General features: G+C 61.8%; 12 protein-coding genes. 8 read left to right on the top strand and 4 right to left on the bottom strand.

What is annotated here, in order from left to right; all coding sequences use genetic code 11:
- Positions 1–20 precede the first annotated feature (20 nt).
- The 4 genes from HCH03_RS12920 to HCH03_RS12905 form a co-directional block, all read right to left on the bottom strand.
- Positions 21–545 carry a D-alanyl-D-alanine carboxypeptidase gene (locus HCH03_RS12920; protein ID WP_185904619.1) on the bottom strand — a complete coding sequence of 175 codons (525 nt, stop codon included), beginning with the start codon at positions 543–545 and terminating at the stop codon, positions 21–23.
- Positions 546–673: 128 nt separating this feature from the next.
- Positions 674–2716 carry a hypothetical protein gene (locus tag HCH03_RS12915; protein WP_221689828.1) on the bottom strand — a complete coding sequence of 681 codons (2043 nt, stop codon included), beginning with the start codon at positions 2714–2716 and terminating at the stop codon, positions 674–676.
- 59 nt (positions 2717–2775) lie between these two features.
- Positions 2776–3639, bottom strand: coding sequence for a hypothetical protein (locus HCH03_RS12910; protein WP_221689827.1), 864 nt, complete (start codon positions 3637–3639; stop codon positions 2776–2778).
- 200 nt (positions 3640–3839) lie between these two features.
- Entirely contained in the window at positions 3840–5306 is a 1467-nt protein-coding gene (locus HCH03_RS12905) for a DUF5052 family protein (protein ID WP_221689826.1), read from the bottom strand.
- Between the two features lie 268 nt (positions 5307–5574).
- Here HCH03_RS12905 and HCH03_RS12900 point away from each other — a divergent pair, with 268 nt between their 5' ends.
- The 8 genes from HCH03_RS12900 to HCH03_RS12865 all read left to right on the top strand — a co-directional run bounded on the left by HCH03_RS12900 (position 5575) and on the right by HCH03_RS12865 (position 14112).
- Positions 5575–7002 carry a S1C family serine protease gene (locus tag HCH03_RS12900; protein WP_221689825.1) on the top strand — a complete coding sequence of 476 codons (1428 nt, stop codon included), beginning with the start codon at positions 5575–5577 and terminating at the stop codon, positions 7000–7002.
- A 206-nt stretch (positions 7003–7208) separates the two neighbouring features.
- Complete coding sequence (gene pyrH / locus HCH03_RS12895; RefSeq protein ID WP_246600025.1) at positions 7209–7988, top strand: UMP kinase; 780 nt, start codon at positions 7209–7211, stop codon at positions 7986–7988.
- A 75-nt stretch (positions 7989–8063) separates the two neighbouring features.
- Positions 8064–8621: a ribosome recycling factor gene (frr, locus tag HCH03_RS12890; RefSeq protein WP_221689824.1), complete on the top strand. Its 558-nt coding sequence runs from the start codon at positions 8064–8066 to the stop codon at positions 8619–8621.
- Between the two features lie 177 nt (positions 8622–8798).
- On the top strand, positions 8799–9578 hold the full coding sequence (locus tag HCH03_RS12885) for an isoprenyl transferase (protein ID WP_080143691.1): 780 nt from the start codon (positions 8799–8801) through the stop codon (positions 9576–9578).
- Positions 9579–10505 carry a phosphatidate cytidylyltransferase gene (locus tag HCH03_RS12880; protein WP_080143690.1) on the top strand — a complete coding sequence of 309 codons (927 nt, stop codon included), beginning with the start codon at positions 9579–9581 and terminating at the stop codon, positions 10503–10505.
- A gap of 234 nt (positions 10506–10739) precedes the next feature.
- A complete protein-coding gene (dxr, locus tag HCH03_RS12875) occupies positions 10740–12002 on the top strand; it encodes a 1-deoxy-D-xylulose-5-phosphate reductoisomerase (RefSeq protein WP_221689823.1) in 1263 nt (420 codons plus the stop codon).
- 45 nt (positions 12003–12047) lie between these two features.
- Complete coding sequence (locus tag HCH03_RS12870; protein ID WP_221689822.1) at positions 12048–12755, top strand: hypothetical protein; 708 nt, start codon at positions 12048–12050, stop codon at positions 12753–12755.
- Positions 12756–13002: 247 nt separating this feature from the next.
- Positions 13003–14112 (top strand): site-2 protease family protein, encoded by a 1110-nt coding sequence (locus HCH03_RS12865; protein ID WP_221689821.1) that lies wholly within the window; start codon positions 13003–13005, stop codon positions 14110–14112.
- Positions 14113–14356 lie beyond the last annotated feature (244 nt).

Genomic DNA, 14356 nt, shown 5'->3' with positions numbered 1-14356 from the left:
CAAATCAGGCTCTTCCTCTCTTACGACGTCGCCGTCGTCGACGGGCTGGGGCGGTACGCCTTGCGCCAGCCGAAGAACATCTTCAGCAGCGCCGTGAACATATAGGTGAGGGCGACGCCCGTGTTGTTGGGGCCCCGCGTGGAAAACGCGCGCTGCGCGAGCGCGTCCTGAAGCGTCATGCCGCCCGAGAAGCAGAGGAACGCGTAGGCGAGCGAGCGGAAGTCGATGACGTAGTCGACGGTGGCCGCGTTCTTGTCGGCGGAGTCGAGGCCGCTTCCCGGCTCCACGTCGCGGGCCACGTCCCGCGGGGGCACGCGCTTGAACGAGCCCTGGGCGGTTCGTGCGCACACGCAGGTCAGATTCGTCCCGCGTACGGACAGCATGAACGTGTACCCCGGCGCCAGATAATCGACTTCGGCGCGGATTCTCGGCGACGTATGCCGGAATAGCGATAGCAGGTGCGGCAGCAGGCGCAGCAGCGTGCGCACGTACAGCGTTTGGAAGCGCTGCGCGGCGGTGCGTCGCGGAGGCGTTTGGTCGGACATGAGCGCTCCTTGCACATCCTCGATGACGATGATGCCCATCATACCACGCTTGATGTGTGGAGAAAGCGAAACCGCCCAGCCGCAGTGTGCGGAGCGGGACGGTTTCGACTAGATGCGCGGGAGCTTTTCTAGTACAGACAGGCTGCTACCCCGTTGGTGGCAATGCGCTTTTTGGCGTTAGCGAAAACGAGCTCGCCGGATCCCTCTATGCGAATGTCTCCCGTGTTGGCACATTGGTCGATGGTCGTGAGCAGCTTCGGCGCAACGCCCACTATGCCGCCCAGCATTCGTCGCGCTTGCAGCGCTTGCTCGTCGGTTATCTCATCATTGTCTTTGCTGAGATTGTCGAGCACGGTGGCTATGCTCCCATCGTTCGTGCACGATCTTAAGGTGATGCAAGTGGCTTCGGAGGCGATGTTTCCCACAATGCCTCCCAGATAGCAGAATTCGTTGGCCGTTACGGCTCCGCTATTGTTGCAATGTGACACCTCTATCGCCATGGACTCTTGGCGTCCGGGAGACATGAGCATGCCCACAATGCCGCCGGAGCCGAACGTTCCCTTGTCAAGCGCCACATCGGTTTCGTTCGAGCAGGCGGTGATGGAGATTGCCCCGTTTGCCTTGTCGATGGATGCCAACTCATCTGCAGTGAGCGGCTCGGGCAGCGTGCCGTTTTCGAGATAATCGCTCGAATCCGAAGGGGCTTGTCCTGACGTCCAGGTTTGGAGCCAGCCGAGGATGCCTCCCTTGATGGAACCGGTATTTGTGCTGCTGTTGAGCTCTCCTTTGTTCATGCAGCTGTCAATGTTCAGCGAACCGGAGGTTTGAACGAGGGCAGTGGCGCAAATACCTCCTGTGGTGGAGTTGGTGCCTGAGATACTCCCGGCGTTCTCGCAGGATTCTATGCGGCACCTGCCCGATTTTGTCGCGTGGGCGGAACCGACGATGCCCCCCGAGCTGGAAAGCGCGAAGTCTGGGGTCCCGCTTTCGACTGATCCGGTGTTCTTTGAACGAGAGATCACGATGGTCGGGTTCTCGTTGGCAAGGGCGGCATTCAGCGGTTCGTCGACCCACGCCTTTCCGGCGATCCCTCCCAGCGTGCCCTCGTTCGCCCGTACCGTTCCGGAATTCTCGCACGAGTCGATAGTGATCGATGATTGGCTGGAGTATGCGCTCCCGCATACACCGCCGGCGAAATTCCCGCTGTTGGCCTGATCGCATGCAACGGTGCCGTTATTCGCGCAGTTCGTCACCATCGTGGGAACTTCCTCGAACGTGCCTTCGTTGTAGTTGGTGTTCCCTCCGTCGGCGATTTCGCCCGCGATGCCTCCCGGGGTTGCGCTACCAGCGGAAGTGACCGAGCCGCTGTTCGTACAGGAATCGAGCGACTTTTCCGAAAACCTCCCTACGATGCCGCCGACGGCGCCCTCGTTCGCTGTCGCGCTTCCCTTGTACTGGCAAGAGAGCACGTCCGTTTTAATGGTTTCGCCCACAATGCCCCCCGTTCCGCCGAGGGCTCCCGATTGGCATGCGAGCTCAGCTTCCACGATGCAGTTTTCCACCTGCGACCGATAGGCAAAGCCGACCAATCCGCCACATGCTCCCACTTGGTTGGACGTGCGCACGAGCGATTTTTCGATGTCGACGTTTTTGATCGATGCCTTGTTCGCTTTGCCGAAAAGCGCCGGGTAAACGTTGTGACCGGTGCTTTCGGTGCAGAGATACAGGCCCGAGATAACGTGCCCGGCACCATCAAACGTTCCCGTGAATTCGTGCGCTTGATCGGTTCCGTTGCCGATGGGCTCCCAGCCGAAGCGGGGGGCCGCTTCGGTCCACGTCTCGTAATCTCCTGTGTCATTGAGGACGATGTCGGAAACGAGGACGTAGTGGGCCGATGCGAACGGCTTGTCGTCGGTGAAATCGGAATTGACCTTGTCGGCCATGAAGGCGAGCTCCTCCGCTGTGCCTATCTGGTAAGGGTCGCTCTCGGTTCCCGATCCGGCCGCAAAGGACGTGGCTGCGGTGTACGGCTCGGCCCGCAGCGCGTCAGGAACCTGATTAAACGCATCGGCCTGCTCTGTCGCGGTATCAGCCGGGTTCTGCGCGCACGCCGTCAGCGTCGTTGCCGCTATTGCCAACATGGCCAGTGTTTTCGTGAGGCGTTTCAACATAGGGTTCTCCGATCAAAGAAAATGAAAATTCTGCTCTTCTGCATCATGTTGAAGTCTCTTTATATTATTTCGATTGGAAGATATTCCCAGGAGCTCGGATCGTAGTCTACGATCATGTAAATACCGGGGCTCACATTATCTAAATTTATTTTGAAGTATCCGTCCTTGGTTTTTTCAACAAGCGCGTCCTCGTAATTCAGATTATTGGTTTCGAGGGAGTCGTATGCATAATAAGGAAGATTAACTTGGAGAGTCATATCTATCCATTGGCTGCCTTTGTAAAAACCGACTGAGGCGGAGCTCGGTGTTTGGGAGTGCAAAAATTTAACGTAGCGACCGAATTGAAGCGTTTGACTCTTGGTCACCCAGTTTTTTCTCAGAGACACACCTGTTTGGGCAAGAGCCTTTGCCGTGGCGTCATAATCCCCGTTCACTTCGACTCCGTTTACCTCATCGAAGTCTATTGGTTCGTAACCGAGGCAATAACCGTAATCTACGACGGGATACATACAAAACTCTGAAGAGGTGTAGATAATTCCGTCGCCGTTATTGCGGTCGACGGTAAGCAAGGTTTCGTCGCCGCTGTTGCCAACGTTGAAGCCGTATGTGTCTTTGCTCAAGCTTCCGTCCTCGTATACGAGCCCCATGTGTCCATGATCTTCGAATAGCGCGAAGCTCGTGAATCCCTTATAGCACCTACCATTTTTTACGATGTACGTATGGGGGCCGGAAAAGCTGGCTTCGTCGAGAGAGATCGAGCCGTCCGTGACCTCGGGAACAAAGTCGCTCTCGTTGTCTCGATTTTCGTCGGCTTGATTCGAAGGGTAGCTCGCTTCTTTGCTTGCGTCACCGTTGCTGCAACCAGACAAAAGCCCCATGCTCACGCTTATGGCGATGGCGAGTACCGTACGAAGCAATTTCATTGGTTTCTCCTTCCGTTCCCTCTCGATACTTAGTTCACTTGAGCTTCATTTTTCCTGTTCCTTATTATTGTTTCTCACTTATATCGTGTCGTCGTGTACGTACCAGCGAAGGTGCTTCCCATTAAAAAGGGTCGAATGCGCATGCGCGGGTGATCGAGATACTCATGATGATATAAGTCGTCTTTTAGAGAATGAGACGATTAAAAAGCGATGAGGGGATAGCCCTCTTCGTCGAGTTCTCTTTGGAGGCTGGATGCTACTATGGGTACGCCCTCAGATGCCGAGCCCGATATTGTTGGGGAATTTCCGTTGAAGGAAATGATGTATTGAACCCTGTTCTCTATCGTACAGGTTAGGCATTCGGATCCCCCGTTTTCCCATGTGCCCAAGATTCCGTTGAACGTTCCCGTGCCGTCCTCAAATAGCTCAATCGATACGAGCGGTTCTCCGTTTTGCATATCTATGGTTTCCCATTTTCCAATGGCGAATTTGTTTTTCAGGTTTTGGAAGAAATCGGGCAGAGCGGGTGCTTCCGCGGACTTGCTGTTTTCAACGTACTCATACGTTTCGTATGTAAATCGAGGATCGAAGGAGTTCAAATATCCGCTTGATTTGATCTCTGAAGCGAGTCTCCCCAAACTATCGTAGGTGAATGTTTGGATGTCCAGCGACTGATCTGTTTCACCGTCCACCTTTGTTAATGTCATGATTTGCAGAGGCTTACCGTCGGCAGTGTAAGTCTCGGTCATTTTCGTCAAGATGGGACCGTCGTTGGAATACGATTGATATTTGCTTGTGCAATTGCCCGAGTTGTCGTAGCAAAACGTCGTATCTATAGTGCTTTCACTTTGGACGAAGTAGTCGGTAAGTTCTATGAGATTGCCGGAATCATCGTATTGACGGGTGCGTTGAAATGCCAATGATCCGCTGGGGTCGAATACTTCTATGCGCGCAGGGCTATCCCCTGCGTCAAAATCGACGGAAAGTCCACTCCATTTGCGTCCTCCGTCGTAGTACGTTTTTGCGGTTCCCACCAATTGGCCTTCGGCTCCGTAGCCTGTGATGGTGAGTACGTCGGAAGGCTTGTCGTATTCGAACGTCGTGCGATGGGAATACTGCATCATGGCAGGCGTCCACCCAATCCACGCTAGTTCGGCTCCCTCCTGTATTTTCTCGGCAAGGTAGCCGGAGTCATCGTAATGATAATATTTCGCTTCATCCACAGGTTCGTCTTTTGACTTGGCCGACGACCAAGAGAGAACGCGGCCATCCAGATCATATTCCCATTGCTGAAACGCAGTGCTGGTTTCCTCGGAAACGATTTGATTGTTTTCGTCATAGGCATAAAAGGTTGCCGAAGGGGAATTCGATTGGTCGGAATAGCGGAGCTTCTTCGATACGAGTTGCTCCCTCGGCGAAATCGTTTGTTGGTCATCTGTCTTCTTACTCACGCCAGGCGTATCCGATCCGGATTCCCTTGCAGTAGGGGCGTTCGAAACGGTGTTCGAACTCGAGCAGCTTGCGAGCGCAGGTGAAAAACCGAGGGCGAGCAGGCAAATGAGAAGGAGTTTGAGGGTCAAAGAGGTCGCTTTCATTGTTGCCCAATCTTTCGTGGTCCAAGCCTTGAAAAGGCGTCTTTCTCCATCATCCATTTCGTATATTATCATGAATTGACGCTTATATCGGGTTATTGAATACGAGAAAGTATGTATGTTGCTCTGGTGCGGTCGGTGTCCTCATGTTCTGGGTTTTCTTTTCGCACGGCTTCATCCAGCCGGTGTACGCCTTGTACACCAAACGGTGTAATTCCATGACGCGAAGATGACATTTGCGTCAAAGGAGGCCTGATCAAATACCTCACGTGCTATGGTAGCGCCATCATCTACTGAGTATGGCGATCATCGACCACCACGATACCCAAGGAGTGTGAACCACATGACCGATATGCACGGAAACACCCCCGTCGGCGGACCCGTTCCGCCGAACCCGGGCGACGAGCATGCCCAGCATGCTGCCCAAACGGGCCAGCAGCCCTATTACCAGCAGCCTTACCAACAGCCCTACCAGCCGCAGCACACGCCCGGCAAGGTCGCCGTCGAGAAGAAGTCGCACGGTTTGCGCACGTTCCTGCTCGCCTTCGCGGGCGCGGCGCTCGCCTGCGTCATCGTCCTTGGCGGGTTCGGCATCTGGCAGGCCGCGAACGGCTCGTCCTCGAACGGCGGCTCCCAAACCGTCATCGGCTCCACGGACGGCGGCTCCGTCAACGCGAACGACGAAGACCTCACGCTGCCCGAGGCCGTGGCGAAGAAGTCGCTGCCCTCCGTCGTGGCCATCGACGTGTACACGAACCAGTCGGCCGGCATGTACGGATACGGCTACAGCTCCAACAGCGGGTCGGGCACGCTCACGCAGTCGTCGCTCGGCAGCGGCGTCGTGCTGACGAAGGACGGCTACATCATCACGAACAACCACGTGGTGGAAGGCGCCGACGCGCTCAAGGTGACCATCGAGGGCGAGCAGTACGACGCCGAGGTCGTGGGCACCGATCCCAGCTCCGATCTGGCCGTGGTGAAGGCCAAGAACGCGAGCGACCTCAAGCCCATCGAGATCGGCGATTCCGACAACCTCATCATCGGCGAATGGGTCATGACCATCGGCAGCCCGTTCGGCCTCGAGCAGTCCGTGGCCACCGGCATCGTGTCGGCCACGAGCCGCTCCCAGATCATGGACGGCTCCAGTTCGGCCCAGCAAGGCGGCTCGGGCACGACCACCATCTACGCCAACATGATCCAGACCGACGCCGCCATCAACCCCGGCAACTCGGGCGGCGCGCTCGTCGACTCCGACGGCAAGCTCATCGGCATCAACACGCTCATCACGTCGTATTCGGGCAACTACTCCGGCGTCGGCTTCGCCATCCCGGTGAACTACGCGGTGAACATCGCGCAGCAGATCATCGACGGCAAGACGCCCACCCACGCTCAGCTCGGCGTCTCGCTGTCGAACGTCAACGCGCAGAACGCCCAGCGCTACGGCCTGTCCGTCGATTCCGGCGCCTACGTCGCCAACGTGTACAGCGGCTCCGGCGCGGCCGAGGCGGGCATCGAGAAGGGCGACATCATCACCAAGTTCGACGGGAACAACGTGGAGTCCGCGAGCGACCTCATGCTGGACATCCGCGCGAAGAACCCCGGCGACAAGGTCACGCTGGAGGTGAACCGCAACGGCGAGACGAAGCAGATCGAGGTCACGCTGGGCTCCGACGACAGCTCCCAGAGCGCCACGCAGCAGAACAGCTCGTCGTCCTCGATGCTCGAGCGCTTGCTCGGCGGAAACGGCGGCTCCAACCAGAACGCGGCGTAGCCTCGCCACCCGCTCGTTCGCAACAACGCGCCATCGCAGCCCCCTCGGTTTTCGCCTAGGGGGCTGCTTGCGTCAGGGCCCTCCTAGCGTTTGCTCATTGCGTGAAATGCCTGAAAAAGGCCCTGCAAAGAGCGCGACCCCGTGCGTTTTCGGGTAAGATTGGCTCAACGTATGCACACAGAACGGTCGTCGAAGGGGTTGGATTCATGGCGGATGAAAGGGCCAAGGCGGAAGAGAACGTCGAGGAGCTTGAGAAGTGGGCGCGCGTCCGCGAGCGCGGCTACGCGTACCCGCGCGTGCTGCTGAAGCTTTCGGGCGAGGCGCTGGCGGGCGACGTCGGCTACGGCATCGACCCGAAGGTGGTCGACGCGCTGGCCGACGAGATCGCCGACATCGTTGAGGACGAGGTCGAGGTGGCCGTGGTCGTGGGCGGCGGCAACATCTTCCGCGGCTTGGCCGGATCGGCCGAGGGCATGGATCGCGCGCAGGCCGACTACATCGGCATGCTGGCCACGGTTATGAACGCCTTGGCCTTGCAGGACGCCTTCGAGCGCCACGGCATCTTCTCCCGTGTGCAGAGCGCCATCACCATGCAGGAGGTGTCCGAGCCCTACATCCGCCGCCGCGCCGTGCGCCACCTGGAGAAGGGGCGCGTGGTCATCCTGGCCGCCGGCACGGGCAACCCCTACTTCACCACCGACACCACGGCCGCGCTGCGCGCCTGCGAGCTTGACGTGGACTGCCTCATGAAGGCCACGAAGGTGGACGGCGTCTACGACAGCGACCCGTCCAAGAACCCGGATGCGAAGCGCTTCGACCGCATCAGCTACATGGACGTGCTCTCGCGCGGGCTGAACATCATGGATTCCACGGCCACGTCGCTGTGCATGGACAACGACATGCCCATGATCGTGTTCGACCTGACGGTCGAAGGCAACATTTCGCGCGCTTTGAAGGGCGAAAACGTGGGAACCACGGTAGAATAGACATGCATCCGCGCTCCGGCGCGGACGATCGGTGCGCGCCGCCGCACCGCAGGGAGTTGGGTGAAAGGAGCCGCTATGGTTGACGATATTATGCTGCAGGCCGAGGAGCGCATGGAGAAGGCGCTCACGTCGCTCGGCGACGCGTTCGGCTCGGTGCGCACGGGGCGGGCGAACGCCATGCTGCTCGACCGCATCAAGGTCGATTACTACGGCGTGCCCACGCCGGTGAACCAGATGGCCGGCATCAAGACGCCCGATGCGCACATGCTGGTCATCGAGCCGTGGGACAAAGGCGTGCTGGGCGCCATCGAGCACGCCATCATGGAGAGCGACTTGGGCGTGACGCCGTCGAACGACGGCTCGTGCATCCGCCTGCCGTTTCCCTCGCTCACCGAGGAGCGCCGCCGCGAGCTGGTGAAGCAGTGCAAGAACTACGCCGAAGAGGCCCGCGTGGCCGTGCGCAAGGCTCGTCAGGACGCCAACGCCGCCATCGAGCGCTCCGTGAAGGAGGACAACCTCCCCGAGGACGACGAGCGCCGCGCGCAGGCCGAGGTGCAGAAGCTCACCGACAAGTACGTGGCCCAGGTGGACGATGCCTTCAAGAAGAAGGAAGCGGAAGTGATGGAGATCTAGCTGCGAAGGAAACCTCGCAGGTTGATTCCGTAGGGGCGCTCTCCAGAGCGCCCGTTCCGGCGAAGCCGGAAAAGCAGCTGCGGTTCGCGTTTTCGCGCTAGCGCGCGAACGGGCGATCGGGAGATCGCCCTCCCGAACCGCGTTCGTCCCTCTTCCCTCGTTCGAAACGTGCCTTACATGAACAAACCGCTCGACTACATATTCCCGAATCCGCCGGCGGACCTCGATCCGACGCGGCTCGATGCTGCCGCGGTGCCGGAGCATGTGGCCGTCATCATGGACGGCAACGGGCGCTGGGCGAAGGAGCGGGGAAAGAACCGCCTGTTCGGCCACAAGGCCGGCATCGAGGCGGTGCGCGAGACCATCCGCTGCGCGTCCGACGTGGGCGTGCGCTACCTCACCATCTACTCGTTCTCGTCGGAGAACTGGAAGCGGCCCCAAGACGAGGTCATCGGCCTCATGAACCTGTTCGCCACCACCATGCTGGCCGAGGTCGACGGGCTGCACGAGGAGCACGTGCGCGTCATGACCATCGGGCGCACCGACGCGCTGCCGAAGAAGACGCGCGACGCGTTCGCCAAGGCGTGGGAGAAGACGAAGGACAACGACGGCATGACGCTCGTGGTGGCCGTGAACTACGGCGGCCGCGTGGAGCTGATGGATGCCATGCGCTCGTTCATGGATGAGGCCCATGCGGCGGTGCGCGCGGGGCGCGCCCCCGAGGAACTCACTGAGGAGTCGTTCGCGCGGCATCTGTACACGGCCGACATCCCCGACCCCGACCTGCTCATCCGCACGAGCGGCGAAATGCGCGTGTCGAACTTCCTGCTGTGGCAGATCGCGTATGCCGAGTTCGTGTGCACCGACGTGCTGTGGCCCGACTTCGACCGCTACGAGTTCTTGCGCGCGCTGTTGGAGTTCCAGGGACGCGACCGGCGGTTCGGGGCGGTGAAGTAGGTGGCTGCGCGGCCCGATGCGGAGCTCGAGGCCGAGCGTGCGGCCGACGAGCGCACGCGCACGGAGAAGCTCAAGGATTTCGCGCAGGACAAGACGCCCAAGAAGCTGAAGAACCCGACGAACTTCCAGGTGCGGTTCCGCACGGGGTTCATCTACATCGCCGTCTCCGTGATCTGCGTGCTGGCGAGCGAGTGGACCACGCTCGCGCTGCTCGTGGCCACGGCCGGCATCTCGGCCGGCGAATTCTACTACATGCTGCGATCCGATGCGAAGCTGCCCAACGAGATGCTGGGCATCATCGCGGCCATGCTGTATCCCGTGAGCGTGTTCTTCCTCGGCTTGAACGGGGCGCTGTACGTGAGCCTGGCGTTGCTGCTGGCGCTGATCGTATGGTACGTGTTCTGGATGCGGGCGCGCGTGCCCGACGTGGGCGTGAGCTTCTTCGGCGCCGCCTACACCGGGCTGCTGCTGTCCGGTATCGTGGTGGTGCGCGGCGCGCTGCCCGACCCGTGGGGCGGGGTGCTCGTGTTGGGCATATTCTTGAGCGTGTGGGCGAACGACTCGTTCGCGTACCTGGTGGGAAGCAAGTTCGGGAAGCACAAGCTGGCGCCGCGCACGTCGCCGAAGAAGAGCTGGGAGGGCTTCCTGGCCGGGCTCGTGGCCTCGATGCTGTTCTGGTGGGGCATGTCGTTCATTCCCGGCGTGACGATGAGCGTGTTTCAGGCGCTGGCGTTCGGCCTGATCAGCGGATTGATGGGCGTGTTGGGGGATCTGGCCGAGAGCCGCATCAAGCGCAATTCGGGGTTCAAGGACTCCGGCACCATCATGCCGGGGCACGGCGGCCTGCTCGATCGGTGCGACTCGTTGTTCCTGGTGGCCGTGACCTCGGCTATCTTACTGGTTGGGGGAGGGTGCATCCCCTACTAGGTTCCGGCGGTCTGCCGACCGCCGGAACGTGCCGACGCTGCGAAGGCCCCCGGCGCACCGCCTTCGCGCGATCTCGAGGGCTCGCGTACCAAAGTACGCTTCGTCCTCGCGATCCCACGAATTCGGCGCACCGGGGGCCTTCTCGCTGACTCTACGAACGACTTGTAACACCGATACTCAACCTGCGATAATGCGAATGGTTGGACGCATGCACCATCGCTGTAGGAGGCGCGCATGAAACGCATCGTGGTTCTGGGATCAACCGGGTCCATCGGCACGCAGACGCTGGACGTGGCGCGACGGCATGCCGACGAGCTGGAGATCGTGGGCTTGGCCGTGGGCACGCGAGCGGGCGAGCTGCTGGCGCAGGCGCGGGAGTTCGGCGTGCGCCATTTGGCGGTGGGCGACGAGCGGCTGGCGGGCGAGCCGGTGGCCGACGAGCTGCGCGCGCAGGCGCGTGGGGCGTCGGCCGGCGCGCCGTCGTCGTTGGCCCAGGCCATGGCGCAGCGCGGCGGGGGCTCGCTCGGGTTCGGCGCGCAAGCGGTGGTCGATCTCGTGCGCCTGCCCGAGGCCGACATCGTGGTGAACGCGCTCGTGGGCGCGGCCGGGCTGCGCGCGAGCTACGAGACGCTGCGCGCGGGCAAGGTGCTGGCGCTGGCGAACAAGGAGTCGCTCGTGGTGGGCGGCGACCTCATCATGCCGCTGGCGGCCGCCGTCGACGCGCAGCGACGCGCGGACGGCGCGGCACCCGACACGGGGCCGGCCGGCGCGCTCATGCCCATCGACTCGGAGCACGGCGCCATCTACCAGTGCCTGCTGGGCGAGGACGCGCGCGAGGTGGCGCGCCTGTGGGTGACCGCGTCGGGCGGCCCGTTCCGCGGGCGCACGCGCGCCGAGCTGGGCGGCATCACGCCCGCCCAGGCGCTCGCGCATCCCACGTGGAACATGGGCGCGAAGATATCCATCGACTCGTCCACGCTCATGAACAAGGGCCTCGAGGTCATCGAGGCGCACCATCTGTTCGCCATGCCCTACGACCGCATCAGCGTGGTGGTGCAGCCGCAGAGCGCCATCCATTCCATGGTGGAGTTCGCCGACGGCAGCGTGAAGGCGCACCTCGGCACCACCGACATGCGCATCCCCATCCAGTTCGCGCTGTCGTATCCCGCGCGCTGGGACGCGCCGGTGGAGCCGCTCGATTTCACGAAGCTGGGCTCGCTCGAGTTCGCCGCGCCCGACACCGATACGTTCCGCTGCCTCGCACTCGCGCGCGCCGCCGGCGAGCGGGGCGGCACGCTGCCCTGCGCCATGAACGCCGCGAACGAGGTGGCCGTGGCCGCGTTCCTGGCTGAAGAGGGCACGTATTTGGGCATCGCGGAGTGCGTGGAGGCCGTCATGGACGCGCACGACGTGGAGCGCGTGGAGAGCTTGGAGCAGCTGGAAGCCGTGGACGCATGGGCCCGCGCCGAGGCGCGCGCGTGGATCGCGGGGCGCTAAGAACGAAGGGCGGCGGATCGGAACTCGACAGCAGGGAGGTTCGAGATGGACGCGAGGTATGGACGGGCGGTGCGGCCCGGCTTCGTTCGGGCGGCATGCTGCGCCCTCGCGCTTTCGACGCTCGCCGGGTGCCTGTTAGCAACGGGATGTTCCTCCGCGCCGTCCTCGACGGAGAACCCGCCGCTTGTCCAGGTGGTCGACGGCGCAGTCGACTTCCCCCACAGGGTGACGGTGGGCCGCGTTTCCCTGGGCTACCCCGACACCCTGTGGGTGATCGACGAGTCGGAGCCGAGGACGACGGATCTGTTCGGCAAGGAGGTCGCGGTTTCGCAGGCCCTGGTGGGCGATGACGATTTCTCGCATGGGTTCACGGTGGGGGAGGTCTCGGGCATAGCCTTCGACGATCTGTTGGGATACGCCGAGCAGGCGCAAGAGCAGGCTCCCGAGCGCGCTGCGATGCTGGAGGAGAAGGCCAAGGAATCGGAGCAATCGGCCCAGATGTTCGGGGGTCTGGCGGAGCACTATCGAAACGTCGTTTACTCCGGGCCCGAGTCCATCATGTTGAACGGGCGCCGCGCCTTCGTTTTCGGCGAGTCCAGCGCGCGCGAAGGCGCTACGGGGATATCCAGGATGTACTTCGTCGAGGTGGATCGGGATACCGTCGGATTCGTGCTTTGCGGCTACCATGATTACGAGTACGACGCCGATCCGGCGTTTTGGGACGACGTCTTCGCCAGCCTCGTAGTGCGCTAGGTTGGCTGCGGCGGCGGGTGTTTTGCTTTCGTCGCGAACCCCCCCGTTTCCGGTCCGCTTCTTGCTCGCGCCTCCGATCACCGGTGCCCGCACGCGCTCTTCGTTCCGTACTCGTGTACGTTTTCCACAGCGCTTGTAGGTTTTTCCCGTGCTCTGGCCTGCGGGGCTTCCCGTTTCCTATAATGGGCGCACGCGCGGTGGCCGCGCGTTGCAGGCTTTCGTCTCGTTCCCGAAAGGATTCGAGTTCATGGATATAGTTTTGATGATCATATACGCCACGATCCTGCTCGGCTTCCTCGTGTTCATCCACGAGGGCGGGCACTATCTGGCGGCGCGCGCGTTCGGCGTGCGGGTGACGGAGTTCATGCTGGGCCTTCCCGGTCCCAGCGTCGGCTTCACGCGGGGCGGCACGCGCTTCGGCGTGACGGCCGTGCCGCTCGGCGGGTACGCGAAGGTGTGCGGCATGGAAGCGGGCGAGATGAGCCCGCATTTGGAGCAGGCGCTCGCCGCGCTGTACCGCCGCGGCACCGCCAACATGGAGGACATCGCGCGCGACTGCGGCATATCCGACGACGACGCCTACGAGGCGCTCGAAGAGCTGGTGGAATGGGGCAGCATCAAGGGCCCCACGAAGAAGGACCAGTACAACACGTACCGCGCCGTCGAGGTGCGTCCCACGAAGAAGCAGGTCAAAGCCGCCGAGGCGGCCATGCAGGCTGTCCCGCCGTCCTATGCGCTCGGCGAGGCGCGTCCCGTGGCCGACGCTCCTGCGCTGTTCGAAAGCGAGTACCGGCAGCAGTACCGGGCGCTGCCGTTCTGGAAGCGCTCGGTCATCCTCGTGGCCGGCGTGTTCGTGAACCTGCTGTTCGCGGTGCTGCTGTTCGTGCTGATGTTCTCCGTCATCGGTTACGAGGCGCAGAGCCCGAACACGGGCATCTTCTACCATGCGGTCATGTCGCCGCTGCAATCGGTGCAGGCCGGCTTCTCCTACATCGGCCAGGTGGTGCTGATGGTGGCCAGCCTGTTCAACCCGGCGACGGCTGCCGACACCGTGTCGAACTCCACGTCCATCATCGGCATCGCGGTGATGTCGAAGAGCGCGGTGGACATGGGGCTCATGGGGGTTCTGCAGTTCACCGCCATGATCTCGGTGTCGCTTGGCATCATGAACCTGCTGCCCATCCCGCCGCTCGACGGCGGCCGTTTCGTGGTGGAGGTGTTCCAGAAGATCTCGCGGCGCGTCGTGTCCACGAAGGCCCTCAACTACGTCTCGGCAGCGGGCATGCTGCTGTTCCTGGGTTTCTTCCTGGTCATGGCGAACCAGGACATACAGCGTTTCGTGTTCGGGAACTGGTGAGTTCCGGCGGCCTACGGCCGCCGGAACCCCTCGACGCTGCGGGCCGTCCTCGCACCCGATCTCGCGGCGATCCCGCGGACTTCGCGTTCCAGGTTCCGTCGGCCTGCCGGCCGCCGGAACGACTCGACGCTGCGGCCCGTCCTCGCACCCGATCTCGCGGCGATCCCGCGGACTCGCGTACCGAAGTACGCGTCGCCCGCGCGATCCCCACGATCTCGGGCACGAGGGCGGGCCTCGCTGACTT

Origin of the sequence: Gordonibacter massiliensis (ex Traore et al. 2017) (assembly GCF_019731765.1) — a bacterium.
Lineage (GTDB): Bacteria > Actinomycetota > Coriobacteriia > Coriobacteriales > Eggerthellaceae > Gordonibacter > Gordonibacter massiliensis.
The sequence above is the reverse complement of the archived record's forward strand: the minus strand, read 5'-3'. Positions and strand labels throughout refer to the sequence as shown.